This window comes from Streptomyces sp. NPDC055962, from assembly GCF_042270185.1.
Classification (GTDB): domain Bacteria; phylum Actinomycetota; class Actinomycetes; order Streptomycetales; family Streptomycetaceae; genus Streptomyces.
This window is the reverse complement of record NZ_JBHJYN010000003.1, coordinates 477,227-491,968: the sequence shown is the minus strand read 5'-3', so window position 1 is coordinate 491,968 and position 14,742 is coordinate 477,227. Positions and strand designations below refer to the sequence as shown.

Here is a 14,742-nt window from a genome sequence, read left to right as displayed (position 1 = left end):
CCTGCCGTGACCAGGGCATCCGCTCGTCCCGACGGGGGGCGGAGGTTGCCTGACCGCGCGCTGGTACTCACAGCGGACCACAGCCCTTCGGGCGCCGTGGTCCTGAGGCTCACGGGAGAGCTCGACCACCTCACCGCCGACCGCTTCCGCAGGGCCGTCGAGGAGATCCCCCTGCGTGCGGAGTCACCGCTCGTCCTCGACATGTCCCGGCTCGCGTTCTGCGACTCGGTGGGACTCACGGAGCTCGTCCTCGTCCACCGCAGAGCCCGGACGGCGGGCACGTCGATTCTGCTCGTGGGCCTGTCGAGAGAGCTCCGCCATCTGTTCGAACTCACCGGTGTCGACAGGGTGCTGGCCGCGCAGGAGCACCCCCACCGCGCGCCGGGCTCCGGCGGGTGACGACCTGGGGCCCGGCCGTGGGGTGACGTGAACGCCCCGGTGCCCCGGGGCGCGGGCCGCGTGCACGCCCGTCCACGGAGCACCCTGTTGCCGAGGCACGTCCCCGTCGCGCGAGGCGGGCGGGCCGGGAGCCGGACCCCGGCCCGCCGGGGCGGAGGGTCAGACGCTCCGGGCGTCGGCGGGCAGCGTCGCGGGGTCCACGGCCTGCCGGCCGGTGTCCGGCTCGATGCCCGCGAGGTCCCGGCTCCGGGTCTCCTTCGCGCAGACGATCGCCAGCACGGTCAGGAGCGCGGCGGCGATCACGTACAGCGAGATCGGCGTCGAGCTGCCGAAGTCGGCGAGCAGCGCCGTGGCGATGAGCGGCGCGGGGGCGCCGGCCGCGACCGAGGAGAACTGCGCGCCTATCGACGCCCCCGAGTAGCGCATCCGCGTCGCGAACATCTCCGCGAAGAAGGCCGCCTGCGGCGCGTACATGGCGCCGTGGAAGATCAGCCCGACGGTGACGGCCAGCAGCAGGCTTCCGAAGCTGCTGGTGTCGATCAGCGCGAAGAACGGGAACATCCACAGCGCCACACCGACGGCGCCGACCAGGTAGACGGGCCTGCGGCCCACCCGGTCGGAGAGCGCACCCCACAGCGGGATCACGGCGAAGTGCACCGCGGACGCGATGAGTACGGCGTTCAGAGCCGTCTGCTTGCTCAGGTCCGCCGACGTCGTCGCGTACACGAGGATGAACGCGGTGATCACGTAGTAGCTGATGTTCTCGGCCATCCGCGCGCCCATGGCGATCAGGACATCGCGCCAGTGGTGCCGCAGGACGGCGACCAGCGGCATCTTCTCGGCCTGCGCGTCGGTGGCCTTGCGCTGCTCGGCCTGGGCCAGAGCCGCCTTGAAGACGGGCGATTCATCGACAGAGAGACGAATCCACAGGCCCAGGAGCACGAGGACCCCGGAGAGCAGGAAGGGGATCCGCCACCCCCACGCCCCGAACGCCGCATCCGACATGAGCGCGGTGAGGGCGGAGAGCACGCCGGTCGCGAGCAACTGCCCGGCGGGCGCACCCGTCTGGGGCCAGGACGCCCAGAACCCCCGTCGTTTCGCGTCACCGTGCTCCGACACGAGCAGCACGGCACCGCCCCACTCGCCGCCGAGCGCGAAGCCCTGTACCAGCCGGAGGACGGTGAGCAGGACGGGCGCAGCGGATCCGATGGTGGCGTGCGTCGGGAGGAGTCCGATGGCGAACGTCGCTCCGCCCATCATCAACAGGCTCAGCACCAGCAGCTTCTTGCGGCCGAGCCGGTCCCCGTAGTGCCCGAAGACCAGGGCTCCGACAGGGCGTGCGGCGAAGCCGACGGCGTAGGTGAGGAAGGAGAGGAGGGTGCCGACGAGCGGGTCGGACTCCGGGAAGAACAGCTTGTTGAAGACCAGCGCGGCGGCGGAGCCGTAGAGGAAGAAGTCGTACCACTCGATCGTGGTGCCGACGAGGGACGCGGCGACGACGCGCTTGAGGCTGTTCGGGGCCGGCGGGGCGGTTGCGGGCGACGACATCGGCACCACTTCCTGGCTGTGACGGGGACGTTTGCGTGTTGCCACACCGTAGGAATCCGCAGGTCAGGGGCACATGTGGTGGGGGGACATAGTTCGAGGGTCGGCTATGCGTGCAGCCACCATGCCGACTCGCGGGACGGCGGTTCAGGGGAGCCGTCGCGCTCGAGACGAGTGCCGTCCGGGACGCGTGGTTCAGGGTGATGATGGCGATGCCGGCTGCCACTGCGTACGGCATCGTCTGCGGAACAGGAGTGCTGGGGGTAGGTCCCCGTCCGGCCTTCCTTCTGCAGGACCGGCCGGTGCAGGCGCTGGGTCGGATGCGTTCGGACCGCGTCCTGCGACGCGCGGTTCCCTCGCGTGAGCCCGGGTGTCCGGAGTCGGCCGCCTCGGCGAGGTGTTGCATGCTGACCCTGTTCTTCAGGCGGTGGGCGGTTCGGTGGCGAGGGCCTCGGCGACGGCGCCAGGCAGCCAGTCGGTGGTGCGGGAGAAGGTGAAGCCCAGCTCCTTCGCGCGGGCGTTGCTCATGGCGTAGTGGCGGTCGAACGAGAACGGCGACGCCTGCCCACCTGTGGGGACGGTCCGGTAGACAGGGGTCCGTCCGGCCTGCGCTGCGACGATCGTGGCGACGTCGCGTACGCCAAGCGGACCGTCGGAGCAGGCATTGAGAGGGCCGGTGAAGTCCTCTGTGGCTGCCCACAGAAGCAGGTCGGCCAGCTCTTCGTAATGGATGAAGACCGTGGGCAGCGCGTGTGCGTGCACATGGATCTCTTCGCCGCGGGTAATGCGCTCGGCGTAGTACGTGAGCCGGCCGGTGAACTCCTGCGCACCACCGCCGAGTACGTGGGCGCTGCGGACACTGGCGAAGGCGAACGCGCTTTCCTGCGTAAAGACGGCCTCCGCCTGGCGCTTGCCTTCGGCGTAGTGGGCCTCCAGGTATGCGTCGTCGTGCCAGGGCAGGTCCATGGGCACCTGCCAGGTGGCTGGGTCCACGGTGTCTTCCGGCACCGGCGTGCCCGTCGGGGTCGACGGCAGTGCGGCGGTCGCCGGGTCGTAGACCTCAATCGTGGACGTCATGACGTAGCGCCGGGTACGGCCGGCGAAGGCGCGGGCGGCGATGGCGGCATGCACGGGCGTGTAGCAGACCTGATCCACCACGACGTCGAAGGTGCGGGAGCCGAGTGCGGCCGTCAGGGCCGCCTCGTCGTTGCGGTCGACGACGAGGTGCTCGACGCCGGCGGGCGGCTGAGTGGAGCCGCGGTTGATCACAGTGACCTGATGGCCGGCTGTCTGCAGCCGTGTGACCAGGAGCTTTCCGAAGTACCGGCTTCCGCCGATGACGCAGATCCGTTGCATGCCCCCACTCTGGACGTCTACGGTCATCAGAAGAAGTGCTGGCTTGCTGGATACGCATTAAGGAGAACTGTTGATCGATGTGCAGCGGCTCCGCATTCTGCGGGCAGTGGCAGAGCAGGGCAGCTTCAACCGGGCGGCTGCCGCCTTGCACCTCACACCCTCGGCAGTCTCCCAGCACGTAGCCGTCCTGGAACGCAGCCTGGGCGCCCAGGTCGTCGCCCGCAGCACCCGCGGCGTGACGCTCACCCCGGCTGGGCAGATCATGGTCGCCGCCGCCGAGTCCGTCGCAGCCGAGCTCGAACACGCCCAACAGCAGGTCGACCAGCTCAACACCGGCCACGTACAGCTCACCGTCGCCACCTTCACCAGCGGCGGCCGGCTCCTGCTGCCCGGCGCCCTCACCCGGCTGGTGCCTGTTCAGCCCCGCATCGTGCTCCACGTCAGGGAGGGCGAACCCGAGGACACCCTGCCCCTTGTCCGACAGGGCGCCGTGGACGTCGCACTCGCCTATCACTTCGACGGCCCGCTGCCCGTTGGGCCAGGCGGCGGCTCCAGCCTCGAATGGACCCCGATCATGAAAGACCCCCTGCACGTCGTCCTGCCGGACGGACATCGTCTCGCTGACCGGGACGTGCTCGACCTCACCGAGCTAGCGGCTGAGCCCTGGGTGCTCGGATGTCTGAAGACCGAGTCCTACCTGCGTCGCTTTGCCGAGGGGGCGGGATTCACACCAGAGGTTCGCGGTACCACCACCGACTACTTCTTCGCCCGCTCGCTCGTTGCCGCAGGTCTGGGGATCTCGTTGATCCCCTCCATCGCCCTCACCCCGGAAATCCCAGGCCTTCGCGCCATCCCGATCAAAATGCCGGGGCCGATCCGATACATCGGAGTCGCCGCGATCGGCGGCCGGGACCGCCCCCATGTCACGACGCTGGTCGAAGCTCTTCGCGCGCAGGCGATGCAGCAGCACCAGCAGCGGTGCTGAACCCGCTTCGCTTCGGTCGACCCAACTCCGTGGCTCCGTCGTTTCATAGGTGGTCGTCCGTGAGACGACGGCGCAATGGAGGTGGCGACGTGCGGTTTCATGAGTTGGTGCACATGGCGGGGCGGATGAAGCACCTTCATGAGGCGATTCCGGCGTGACCGCCGACTCGAACGTGATCGTTGAGGCGCGCGCCTGCCCGATGTCGTCCTGCGCTGCCCCGGCCGGCTCGCCGTGCCGGACCGATAAGGGAAAGGTCGTCGTGCAGTACCACACCGTCCGCTTCCGCCTGGTGTTCCAGCTCGCCAGGACTCTCAACGTCCCCACCTCGCCCGTTCGCAGGCCCGGCACGGCCTGGGTGGAGCTCCAGCGGGCTTGCTTGCGCTGAACCGACCGGACATGTCCGCCTCGGCTACGCCCGCGTCTCCACCGCCCGGCAGTGCCTCGACGTCCCTTCGACTCTGCGCCGAGGCCGGCGTGACCCGCATGTGAAGACTCCACCCGGATCGTGAAGCGGCCCGAGCTGGACAAGGCCGTCACGCTCGCGCGGAAACTGCGGGCTTGCGGCGGCCCTGGTCGCGCACGAGCACAAGCGCTCGGCCGCGGCATCGACCCCACCCTGGCCGAAGAGCTCATGGCGTCCGAGGTCGCCCTGGAGGTCCTGACCGGCGAACTGCGGGGCCAGCACGACCCTTCCGGGATGGTGTCCGTGCCTGCGCATCCACGACGGCGCGTTCTCGGCCACGGACCTCACCGCCCGCCACCCGCGCACCGGCGTTTCCCGTCTCAGGTTCCGTCTCGGGTTGCCGTCTCGAGGATGGTGTCCAGGATCGCCCTCGAACTCTCCAGCTGGGCAATCGCCTCGGTGACACGGTCACGTTCGTCCCGTATCACCCCGACGAAGGCCGGGCACTCGGCGGGCAACGTGAGGTCGTCCTTGTCGTGGACACAGTGCACAACCTTGGCGATGACCATGGTGGAGAGCCCGGCGGCAAGCAGCGCCCGGACGTGGTTCACCCTGGCGACATCCGTCTCGGCGTAGTCCCGGTAGCCGTTGCCCAGCCGGGCCGGCTGGAGGAGTCCCTGCTCCTCGTAGTAGCGCAGCAGCCTCCTGCTCACACCCGTCTCGCGGGCGAGGTCGCCGATGCGCATCTGCTTCCCCTTGACCTTCACACCGATGTGACGCCTTACCGTCCTTCAGTATCGCTGGTCAGGAAGCGGAGGAGTGAAGCCATGTCAGGTGCGGTGATCATAGGGGTGGGACCGGGGATCGGCCGGGCAGTCGCCCATCGGTTCGCACGGGAGGGCCTGCCGATCACGTTGATCTCCCGGCGTGAGCAGAATCTGCGCGACGTGGCCGAGTCGGTGGCTTCCCACGGTGTTCCCGTTCTGACGGTGCGGGCCGACAGCGCTGACCGGGCCGAGCTGGACGCGGCTCTCGAGCAGGCCGTCGACAGGCAGGGCGTTCCGCAGGTCGCCGTGTACAACGCCGCTCTTGTACGAGCGGACGAACTGGGCGAGTTGTCGGTGCGTGAGCACCTGGACGCATGGGCGGTCAACGTCATCGGTGCCGTGAACGCGGCAGCGCGCCTCGCGCCGGCCATGGCGGCCCGCGGGAGCGGCACCTTTCTCGTCACGGGCGGCATGCCCGAACCCAAGCCGCAGTACGTGAGCCTCTCCCTGGGCAAGTCGGGTCTTCGGACGCTGATCACACTGCTCGACCAGCAATACGCACCGGCCGGAGTGCATATGGCTGCCGTCACAGTGGACGGCCCGGTGTCGCCCGGCACCGACTTCGACCCCGACACCATCGCGGAGCACTACTGGCGGCTCCATACGCAGCCGCGCCACCTGTGGACCCAGGAGGTGCTGTACTCCGGGACTTCGTCGGAACTCTGAGACGAGCCCCGCCTCGTGCCGCGTACGGCCTGGGAGCGGGTGTCGCTGTTGCCCACCGCCGGCCGCCACGATCCCGTGCGGAGATCCGCCGCAAGGCTCCGCCCCCATTCGGCTAGGGCCGCTCGTTGTCAACGTTCCAGGGCCGGTCCGAGGCCCACGGCCCGTTCCACACCTCCACCACGTCGAAGCCCAGGAAGGGGAACATGAAGTCGCCCGGGGTAGGGCGCGTGCGGATGCGCGGCAACGCACAGGCCCCCTGCTCGGTGGACCTGTGCCAGGCACTTGTCCACCACCCCATCCCTGACCTGGTGGTTCCAGTCGGCGACCTCTTCGGGATCGAGGCCGAGCGCGAGCCAGTGCCCGGTCTTCGTGGTCACCTCTTCACCGAGAAGGACCAGGAAGTCATCGGCGGCCAGATGCCCCCGGATACCCCGGGCCGCGACCGGGTGTGCTCCGTCGTCGCGATGAAGTCGATCCTGGCCGACGGCTGTTGCTCTCGCCGAGAATGCTCAAGGCGAAGCGGATACGCCGCTCACGCTGGACAGCATCGTCGCTCATGTCGTTCCCCTGTCTCACCGCCGCAGTCACGCATGTCCAGTGTCCGGCGCGACACTGGACATGCGTGGCGTGCGCTCTCCCTTTCGGTTCCAGCCCATCACCGTCGGTTGATCTGGGACGGGTGTGTGGGGGCGTGGCCCTCGCAGCCGAAGTCTGCCAGGGCTGTGGTCTCACACCAGGCCGACCTGGCTCAGCAGGCGGCGGGCGCCGGGGGACGTGTCTTCCCACGTGTGCCCGTGCTCGAGGCTCTTGAAGACAACGGCACCCCTGGGGACGCGGTCAGCGTGGAAGGTGGACCAGGTGCGACATGTCGGACAGTCCCGGCCGATCAAGAACGGGCGCAGTAGGTGCAACGAGCCGTCGGTGCCGCGGAGGTAGAGGCTGCCCGTCTCCAGGTCGTTGCTGGGTGAGGTCATGGTCCGGGTCGGGACGACGGGGTGGTCTCCGGCCAGTTCCCGGTATTCCACGCGGGCGCTGCGGGCGAAGGCGTCCCAGCGGACGTCGGTGACCTCCAGCAGGGGCAGGTCGGCCAGAAAGCGGGCACTTTCGACCAAGCGGGTCAGGTCCGCGAAGGCGACATCGATGGCGTGGGGCAGATCGATCGGGTCGACACGCCGCAGGTGGGCCTGGTCATTGCGGCGCTCGCTCAGGGCTTGGCGGGCGTTCTCGGCGTCCGCATGTGCCAGCAGTGTCCGGATGTCGTTCAGGGGGTGGGCTTCGGGGAGGTTGTTGAGCTGTCGGCTGGTCGCGGCCTCGTTGAGTACGTTGGCCCAGTCGCCGAAGCCGGGGCCGCTGCGCCCGCCGGCGAGCTTGTCCCGGATCGCCGTCACTGCTCCCAGGGAGATCTGTCTCGCGTGGGTGAGGGCGAGGACGAGCTGGGCGACGTAGCACAGCAGTTGCTCGGCGGTGTCCAGGATCGCGGCGTAGGCGGCCTGGGCGTCACCAGCACTGATGAGGGCTTCACTCTCGCGCCAGCGGTAGGCGATGGGGTAGGGGAAGCGGGTGCGGACGCTGTGGCCGAGGTCGTCAAGCAGTGAGGCTGCTTCGACACGCAGCCTCACGGCGCGGCCGGAGTCGATGACGCGGGCGCGGGCCCGGGCCGCGGTCTTCTCCAGGAAGACGGATTCGATCACCGAGTCCGCCTCCTCTCCCCACCGTTTGAACTGCTGTTTGGCGGACGTCAGTTCGTCGAGGGCCTTGGTCAGTGCCTCATCGGGTTGCGGGACAGGCAGCGCGGACAGCGCTTCCATGGTGGTGGTGGCCAGCCGCGGCCCGGCCAGGGTCAGGGCGAGCGGGGTGCGTAGGAACATGGTGATCAAGCGGGCCTGCGGCCGAGAGAGCGGCTTGATGGGCCGCAGGACCACTACTTGTTCGGACGCGGCGGCGGGAAGGTCTTCTTCACCTATCTCGGCGCTGAAGAAGCCGTGTGGGGGCACCGTAATCGGGGCGATCAGGCGGCGGACCACCAGGTCCCCCGCAGCGAGTTGTTGCTCTGCCGGGATGGTCGCCCACAGGGTTTCCTCCGACGGCGGGGCGATCGTGCCGTCCCGGCCGATGTCCCGCGGCCGGACCACGCGCACCCCGCCGGGATCCTTCGGTGACGTCAGCTGCGTGCCCTTCCTCAGGGCTGTGTCGCTGAAGGGGGCGAGATGGAACGTGAAGATGTCACCGAGGGCGTTGACGGCTCCGAAGCCGGCCAGATCCTCGCGGCGTCGGAGGACGTGCGGGTCGAAGCGGTCGAAGTACAGGCCCTGTTCCGGGCCGGGCGGCTCCCGCAGCACATAGCCGTGCTCTCCCCTGCCGCCCTGACGGGCCAGCAGCCGCTCGAAGTCCTTGACGACAGCTGCCTCGTCAGGGCGGGGGCGCGGCACCTGGAAGACCTTCAGCACCGGCCTGGTCTGCGCTCGCGCCCGTAGGAAGACGACCGCCGATTCCACATTCGCATGCAGATGCGTCAGCGTGCCCGACATGTAGACCGCGAGCAGGGTGTCCCAGTGCTCGGCCACCTTCGCGCGCATCTCGGCCGCCCAGGGTCGGTCGGAGACCCACGCCTGCGCCGGAAGCAGCACCGCCATCACGGCGTCGGGTGAAGGCGGGCGGCAGGAGGTCATGACCTCGACGTAGTAGGAGTCGGGATCGGTTGCACGGCGCCTGTCCGGGTCCGCCCTTCGCTCCCATGTCGGCACCAAGAACAACGGTCCATCAGCGAGAAGCTCTCCGGCGCGCGCGGCCAGTAGCTCCCACGACGGCTCGCACACGCTCTGCAAGCCCTCCGGCGCACTGAAGGCCAGCTCGCCGGCGATCAGCGAGCTACTCAGCACAGCAGGCACGCCCTGGGCAAGCCGCTCAAAACCGATGGCAACCAACTGTGCACTCCACGGCGACAGCTGCACGGTCTCCACCACGTTCCCCCAAACTTCACCTACGCATCCCCTGACGAAAGCCTAAGGCTCGCAGATCACCGCGCCCCTCACCGGCAGCACCTCGGCGTACCGGGCTTCCGCCGCCTATCGACAAGCAGGCGGCCAAGGACACCGCGGTCGATGACGCATGAGGGGTGGCTCCGGGTAGGCGTGCCCCTGTTCCCCACCCAGCACGAGATCTTCCGGTGCTGGTCCGGTGCTGACTTTCGAGGGTCAAAGACGGGAAAACACCAGGTCGTAGATCTGATCGGATGAGTTGTCGTACCACTCCACGGTGGTGCCGACGATGCGGCGGAGGCCGGACGGCGGCGGTGGAGCGGTTGCGGGGGCGGCCATGTGTACCACTTCCGGACAGTTGGCGGGGACGTTTCCGTGTCGCCATACGGTAGGAAGGGGCAGGTCGGGGGCGTATGCGGCGGGACACCACAGTTCGGCCGGCCGGTGTGCGTGCAGGCGCTACGAGGAGGCGCGGGCCGCGCCGCCCGGAGTCAGAAGGGCTTCGACTCCAGGTGGTACGTCGTGTCGACCCGGAAGCCGTTCGTGGCGGCGGCCTTGATCTCCAGGACGTACTCGCCGGGCAGCAGGGGGGCCACGCTGCCCCAGACGCCCCACGCGTAGCGTTGCGTCAGTCCTGTCCTGAACGGCGCGCTGAACTCCTCCAGCGGCAGGGGCATCCCGTTGAGTGACGCGGTGGCCTGGGCCACCGGCATGGACAGGGGCACCCTCGAGTACGAGCGGGTGTGCTGCATGTTGAGCACGGGGAAGAACACCGGCCGGTCCGAGGGAACAGGGCAACGGCGTACGACCCGGCCGCCGTAGGTCCCCGCCAGGAACCACAGGTCGTCGGGCTGGTTCCAGGCTGCGTGCTCGCCCGTCGTGTCCTCGACCGGGCTGCGCCCCTCGGGCGCGGACAGGGCCCACGTCCACCACCTGCCCGCGAGCCTCCCGCCCTGTTCGCCGCTCAGCTTCCAGCCACTGTCGACCGGTCCTCCGCCGCCCATGACGCCCCTCCCGCGCACAGCCCCTGGTCAAGGGCTCGTTTCGGACGAGCAGACAGTACCCGGGGTGCGTCACCGGCCCCGCGGCGGCCCCTCCCGGCCGGTCACGACGGCCTGTGGCCGTCAGTCAGTCCTGACCCCCGCCGGCCGGCGTCCGTGGCGTCGCCGTCCGTGCCGCCGTCGGCCAGGGTGCGCAGCGTTCGGGAGCCAGGGCGCCGTCCGTGCCCCGCAGCGTCACCCCGACGGTGCCGTCCGGGCTCTCGGCGTACGCGATGGTGCAGACGAGCTGACGTCGTGCCGGCTCGGCCAGGCCGCTCAGCGGGACCGGCACGACGAGGTCGGCCGTGTCCCCGGTGCGTGAGAGGCGGGTGACTGCGGTCAGGGCGCTCAGCGACGGATCGTTGCGCAGGCCGGCCCGGCTCTCCGCCTTCAGGGGGCCCGACACCAGTGCGGCGACGGTCTTCTCGGTCGGCGGCCGCGAAGTGGGGTCCGCGGTGCCTGCCTTCTTCCCGTCCGGGAGGCCGTACTCGTCGCCGAAGCTCGCACCCCCGCCCTCGGCGCCCACGATCCGGGGCACCGGTACCACGGTGCCGTCGGGGGAGAGGAAGAAGAGCAGCATACGGACCTGCCGGGCGGGGAGCACGTCTATGGTGGCGGGCCCGCTCGCCCCGATGACATCCGTCTCCTGGATGCCGCACGCGGTCAGCACCGTCAGGGCGGCCACCCCGGCGGCCGCGCGGAGAGACGTCCTCATACCGGGGCCTCCTCCGGTCCGGGGCCGCTGCGCAGCGGCAGCTCGACCGTGAACACCGCGCCGCCGCGCGGCCCGTTGGCAGCCCGTACGGTACCTCCGTGCAACCGCACGTTCTCCTGGGTGATCGCGAGCCCGAGACCGCTGCCCGCGGAGCGGCCACGGGCGGCGTCCGCCTTGTAGAACCGGTCGAAGATGTGCGGCAGCACCTCGGGCCGGATGCCCGGTCCCTCGTCGGTGACCTCGGTGATCAGCACGTCCGCCCCGTCCGCGTCCCTGCCTCTGTCGAGCCGCACGGTGACGGACCCGCCGCCGTGCCGCAGGGCGTTGCCGACCAGGTTGGCGACGACGAGGTCGAACCGGCGCGGGTCGAGGCGGATCCGGATGCCGTCGCGCAGTTCGGTGCGGACGCGATCCTCCCAGTGCCGGTGGCCGAGGGTCTTGCGGACGGTTTCCGCGGCGTCGACCTCGTCGGTGTTCAGCTCTGCGGCGCGGGCGTCGAAGCGGGAGATCTCCATCAGGTCCTCGACGAGCACGGCGAGCTTGCCGGTCTCCGCACTGATCAGCCGCACCGCACGCGCGGTGTCGGGGTCGAGGCCGTCGGCGTCCTCGTCGAGCACCTCGGTCACCGCCAGCATCCCGGCGAGAGGGGTCCGCAGTTCGTGCGAGACGTCGGAGGCGAACCGGCGGGCACGTGCCTCGGCCTGCTGGAGCGCGTCGACGGAGTGTTCCAGCAGGCCGGCGGACTCGTTGAACGTACTGGCCAGGTCCGCGAGTTCGTCCGACCCCCGGACCTCGATCCGGGTGTCGAGCCGGCCGGTGCCCATGGAGCGGGCCGCCGTGTTCAGGGCGCGCACCGGGCGCAGTACGCTGCGCGCCGCGAACAGCGCGGGTACGAGGGCGATGGCGAGGGCCGGCAGCGCTCCGTTGCGGGCCGCGGTCAGCAGGGCGTCGACGTCGTTCTGCTCGTCCGTCATTCTCATCACCGCGAACAGGAGGAGACCGGTGGGCACGCTGCTGCCCCCGGCGCTGGTCCTGGTGACGACCGGCATGCCGATCGTGAGATAGGGGATCCCGCCGCTGACCACCCGCTGGAAGCCGCCGTGCGGTGAGGAGAGGGTGATGCGGCGGAGCTCAGGGGTGACCACCGAGGAGGTGGGGCTGGTCCCCGAGGACACGCGCAGCGACCCGTACTCGGCGAAGACGATCCAAGGGTGCGGTTTCGCCTTGGCGGCGATGACGAACAGCGACTCCCGGAGCATGTCGGGGGCCACCGGCAGTTCGGGCGCGAGCGTCTCGGCCTGCTCGCGGAAGGACGTCACCGCCGTGTCCTGGGCCCCGGCGAGGACGGCGTTGCGCGCCTCGCGGTAGGTGAGCGCGGCGGTCGTACCGGCGCTGACCGCGGCGACCAGGAGGAACGCCAGGACGAGGCGGGTACGCAGGCCGAAGGGCGCGGCCCGGCGGGGACGGCCGGTGCGCGGAGCACGGGTGACGGCGCGGGGCCGGCGGGCGCCGCTCACAGAGGCCCGAAGCGGTAGCCGAAGCCCCGCAGGGTCTGGATGTAGCGGGGGGTGCCCGGTACGTCCTCGATCTTGTTGCGCAGGCGTCGCACGCAGGCGTCCACGAGGCGCGCGTCGCCGTGGTAGCTGTGTTCCCACACGTGCTCCAGCAGTTGCTGACGGCTGAACACCTGCTCGGGCGCGGCGGACAGGTGGAGGAGCAGCTTCATCTCGGACGGGGCGAGCGCGACGCGGTCCCCTCGCTTCGTGACGGCCAGCCCGGCGCGGTCGAGGGCGAGATCCCCGTGGAACTCCACAGCGGGCCGACCGCCGCCCGGCGTCTCGATCCTGCGCAGCACGGCACGGATGCGGGCCTCGATGACCTCGGTGCGGGCGGGCTTGACGATGTAGTCGTCGGCCCCTGCCTCCAGACCGACGACGACGTCGAAGTCGTCCCCGCGGGCGGTGAGCATGATGATCGGCAACTGGCTGTCCTCCCGCACCTGACGGCAGACCTGCACCCCGTTCATGCCCGGGAGCATCAGATCCAGCAGGAGCAGGTCGGGCCGGAACTCGCCGAGGGCGACGAGCCCGGCCTCGCCGGTGGCCGCGGTCCGCACCTCGTGGCCGCGGCGGCGCAGTCCGAGCTCGACCCCTTCGCGTACGGAGGGGTCGTCTTCGATCAGGAGGACACGGGGCATGGGCAGAACATCCCTGGAAGCCGGAGACGGGTCGGGGTGAGGCGGTCAGGGCCTGCGGCGAATACGCGTGGCCGCGCCGCCGACCAGCGAGGTGATCCCGGCCAGCCGCAGGGGGCGGGCCAGGAGCAGGAAGACGGCGCAGAGGGAGACCGCTCCCACCGCGGTGGCCGCTGCCGCTCCGCCGGGGGCCGCCCAGTGCGCGGTGACGTGGCCGACCAGAGCCGCGGGGACGGCGGCCGTCAACAGCCGTGCCTGCGCGGCGGCGGTGGCGGAGCGCCACAGGGCGGGCGCCCGTGCGTCCCGCGGCGTCAGCCTGCGGTTCAGCACGGAGGCGGTGACGGCCCACCCGGCGAACAGCGCCAGGGAGTACGCCCCGGCGATGCCGGTCACCGCCCAGCGCGCCGGGAGCAGCGCGTAGAAACTCACGGACAGGCCCGCGTTCAGCCCGGCGATCACCAGGTTGAGGAGGAAGGGGGTCCGGGTGTCGGACAGGGCGTAGAACGTGCGGCTGAGGACGTACTGCCCCGAGAAGGCGATCAGCCCCGGGGCGAACGCCATCAGGGTGCCCGCCATGACCGCGATGTCCTCCGCGTCGGTCTCGCCGTACCCGAAGACGAGCGCCATCACGGGTTGGGCCAGGGCGAACAGGGCGCACGCCGCGGGCACGACCGCTGCCGAACTGGTGCGCAGGGCGTACGAGAGGTCGCGCCGCACTCCTGTCGTGTCCCCGTCGGCGGCCGCCGCGCTCATCCGGGGAATCAGCGCGGTGACCAGGGACACCGTGACGATGCCGTGCGGCACGGCCCACAGCAGATAGGCGTTGTTGTACGCGCTGAATCCCGCGCCCCCGTCGATGCCCGCGGCCTGCGCGTGCCGGCCCGCCGACGTTGCCAGCCGGGTCGTGACCCAGTAGGCCGCCTGGTTGGTGAGCACCAGCAGGACCAGCCAGCCGGCCGACCGCAACGGCCGGGTGAGCCCGCTGCCCCGCCAGTCGAAGCGGGGACGGAAGCCGAAGCGGGCCGCACGGAGCGCGGGCACCAGCGCCAGGGCCTGGACGGCGATGCCCGCGGTCGTGCCCCAGCCGAGCAGCGCGGTCTCGGCGGCGGTGAGGGACCCGCCGTCGCCGGACGCGAGGTAGAGCCCGAAGACGGCGACGACCACGACGTTGTTGAGGACGGGGGTCCACATCATCGCCCCGAACCGGCCCCGTGCGTTGAGCACTTGGCCGAGCAGGGTGAACAGCCCGAGGAAGAAGATCTGCGGCAGGCAGTAGCGCGCGAAGGCGACCGTCATGGACGCCTGCCCGCCCGTGTAGTCGGTGTACGCGCCGACGATCGCGGGCGCGGCCCACACCGCCGCGCCGGTGATCACCAGCAGAGCGAGCACGCAGACGGTGAGCAGCCGGTCGGTGTAGGCCGCCCCGCCGTCCTCGTGCTGCTTGGCTGCCTTGACGAGTTCGGGCACGAAGACGGCGTTGAGGGCGCCGCCGAGGAGCAGCATGTAGACGATGGTGGGCACGGAGTTGCCGACGGCGTATCCGTCCGCGGTCAGTCCGAGTCCGAGTGCGGCGGCCACCACGGCGGACCGCAGGAACCCGGTCGCCCGGGAGACGACCGACCCGGCAGCCATGA

13 protein-coding genes are annotated in these 14,742 nt (G+C 70.4%); 4 read left to right on the top strand and 9 right to left on the bottom strand.

The window, feature by feature from the left end:
• The first annotated feature begins 45 nt into the window (after positions 1–45).
• The gene (locus tag ACFC51_RS12720) at positions 46–399 is read left to right on the top strand and encodes an STAS domain-containing protein (protein ID WP_376528460.1); all 354 of its coding nucleotides are present in this window, start codon (positions 46–48) and stop codon (positions 397–399) included.
• A gap of 159 nt (positions 400–558) precedes the next feature.
• Here ACFC51_RS12720 and ACFC51_RS12715 read toward each other — a convergent pair whose 3' ends face one another.
• Positions 559–1,947, bottom strand: a complete 1,389-nt coding sequence (locus ACFC51_RS12715; RefSeq protein ID WP_376528457.1) for an MFS transporter — start codon at positions 1,945–1,947, stop codon at positions 559–561.
• A gap of 417 nt (positions 1,948–2,364) precedes the next feature.
• Positions 2,365–3,300, bottom strand: coding sequence for an NAD-dependent epimerase/dehydratase family protein (locus ACFC51_RS12710; protein WP_376371604.1), 936 nt, complete (start codon positions 3,298–3,300; stop codon positions 2,365–2,367).
• Positions 3,301–3,370: 70 nt separating this feature from the next.
• Here ACFC51_RS12710 and ACFC51_RS12705 point away from each other — a divergent pair, with 70 nt between their 5' ends.
• The gene (locus ACFC51_RS12705; RefSeq protein WP_376528454.1) at positions 3,371–4,285 is read left to right on the top strand and encodes a LysR family transcriptional regulator; all 915 of its coding nucleotides are present in this window, start codon (positions 3,371–3,373) and stop codon (positions 4,283–4,285) included.
• Positions 4,286–4,544: 259 nt separating this feature from the next.
• Positions 4,545–4,670: a hypothetical protein gene (locus ACFC51_RS12700; RefSeq protein ID WP_376528452.1), complete on the top strand. Its 126-nt coding sequence runs from the start codon at positions 4,545–4,547 to the stop codon at positions 4,668–4,670.
• A gap of 398 nt (positions 4,671–5,068) precedes the next feature.
• Here ACFC51_RS12700 and ACFC51_RS12695 read toward each other — a convergent pair whose 3' ends face one another.
• Positions 5,069–5,434: a MerR family transcriptional regulator gene (locus tag ACFC51_RS12695; protein WP_376371665.1), complete on the bottom strand. Its 366-nt coding sequence runs from the start codon at positions 5,432–5,434 to the stop codon at positions 5,069–5,071.
• Between the two features lie 81 nt (positions 5,435–5,515).
• Here ACFC51_RS12695 and ACFC51_RS12690 point away from each other — a divergent pair, with 81 nt between their 5' ends.
• A complete protein-coding gene (locus ACFC51_RS12690; protein ID WP_376371612.1) occupies positions 5,516–6,181 on the top strand; it encodes an SDR family NAD(P)-dependent oxidoreductase in 666 nt (221 codons plus the stop codon).
• Positions 6,182–6,909: 728 nt separating this feature from the next.
• Here ACFC51_RS12690 and ACFC51_RS12685 read toward each other — a convergent pair.
• The 6 genes from ACFC51_RS12685 to murJ form a co-directional block, all read right to left on the bottom strand.
• Positions 6,910–9,144, bottom strand: a complete 2,235-nt coding sequence (locus tag ACFC51_RS12685) for a hypothetical protein (RefSeq protein ID WP_376528450.1) — start codon at positions 9,142–9,144, stop codon at positions 6,910–6,912.
• Between the two features lie 506 nt (positions 9,145–9,650).
• Positions 9,651–10,163 (bottom strand): hypothetical protein, encoded by a 513-nt coding sequence (locus tag ACFC51_RS12680; protein ID WP_376371617.1) that lies wholly within the window; start codon positions 10,161–10,163, stop codon positions 9,651–9,653.
• 124 nt (positions 10,164–10,287) lie between these two features.
• Positions 10,288–10,914, bottom strand: coding sequence for a hypothetical protein (locus ACFC51_RS12675; RefSeq protein ID WP_376528448.1), 627 nt, complete (start codon positions 10,912–10,914; stop codon positions 10,288–10,290).
• Positions 10,911–12,431, bottom strand: coding sequence for an ATP-binding protein (locus ACFC51_RS12670; protein ID WP_376371622.1), 1,521 nt, complete (start codon positions 12,429–12,431; stop codon positions 10,911–10,913). Before ACFC51_RS12670 ends, ACFC51_RS12675 begins: the two co-directional genes overlap by 4 nt.
• Positions 12,428–13,111, bottom strand: coding sequence for a response regulator (locus ACFC51_RS12665; protein ID WP_376371625.1), 684 nt, complete (start codon positions 13,109–13,111; stop codon positions 12,428–12,430). Before ACFC51_RS12665 ends, ACFC51_RS12670 begins: the two co-directional genes overlap by 4 nt.
• A gap of 45 nt (positions 13,112–13,156) precedes the next feature.
• Positions 13,157–14,740 carry a murein biosynthesis integral membrane protein MurJ gene (gene murJ / locus ACFC51_RS12660; protein WP_376528651.1) on the bottom strand — a complete coding sequence of 528 codons (1,584 nt, stop codon included), beginning with the start codon at positions 14,738–14,740 and terminating at the stop codon, positions 13,157–13,159.
• Positions 14,741–14,742: the final 2 nt, after the last annotated feature.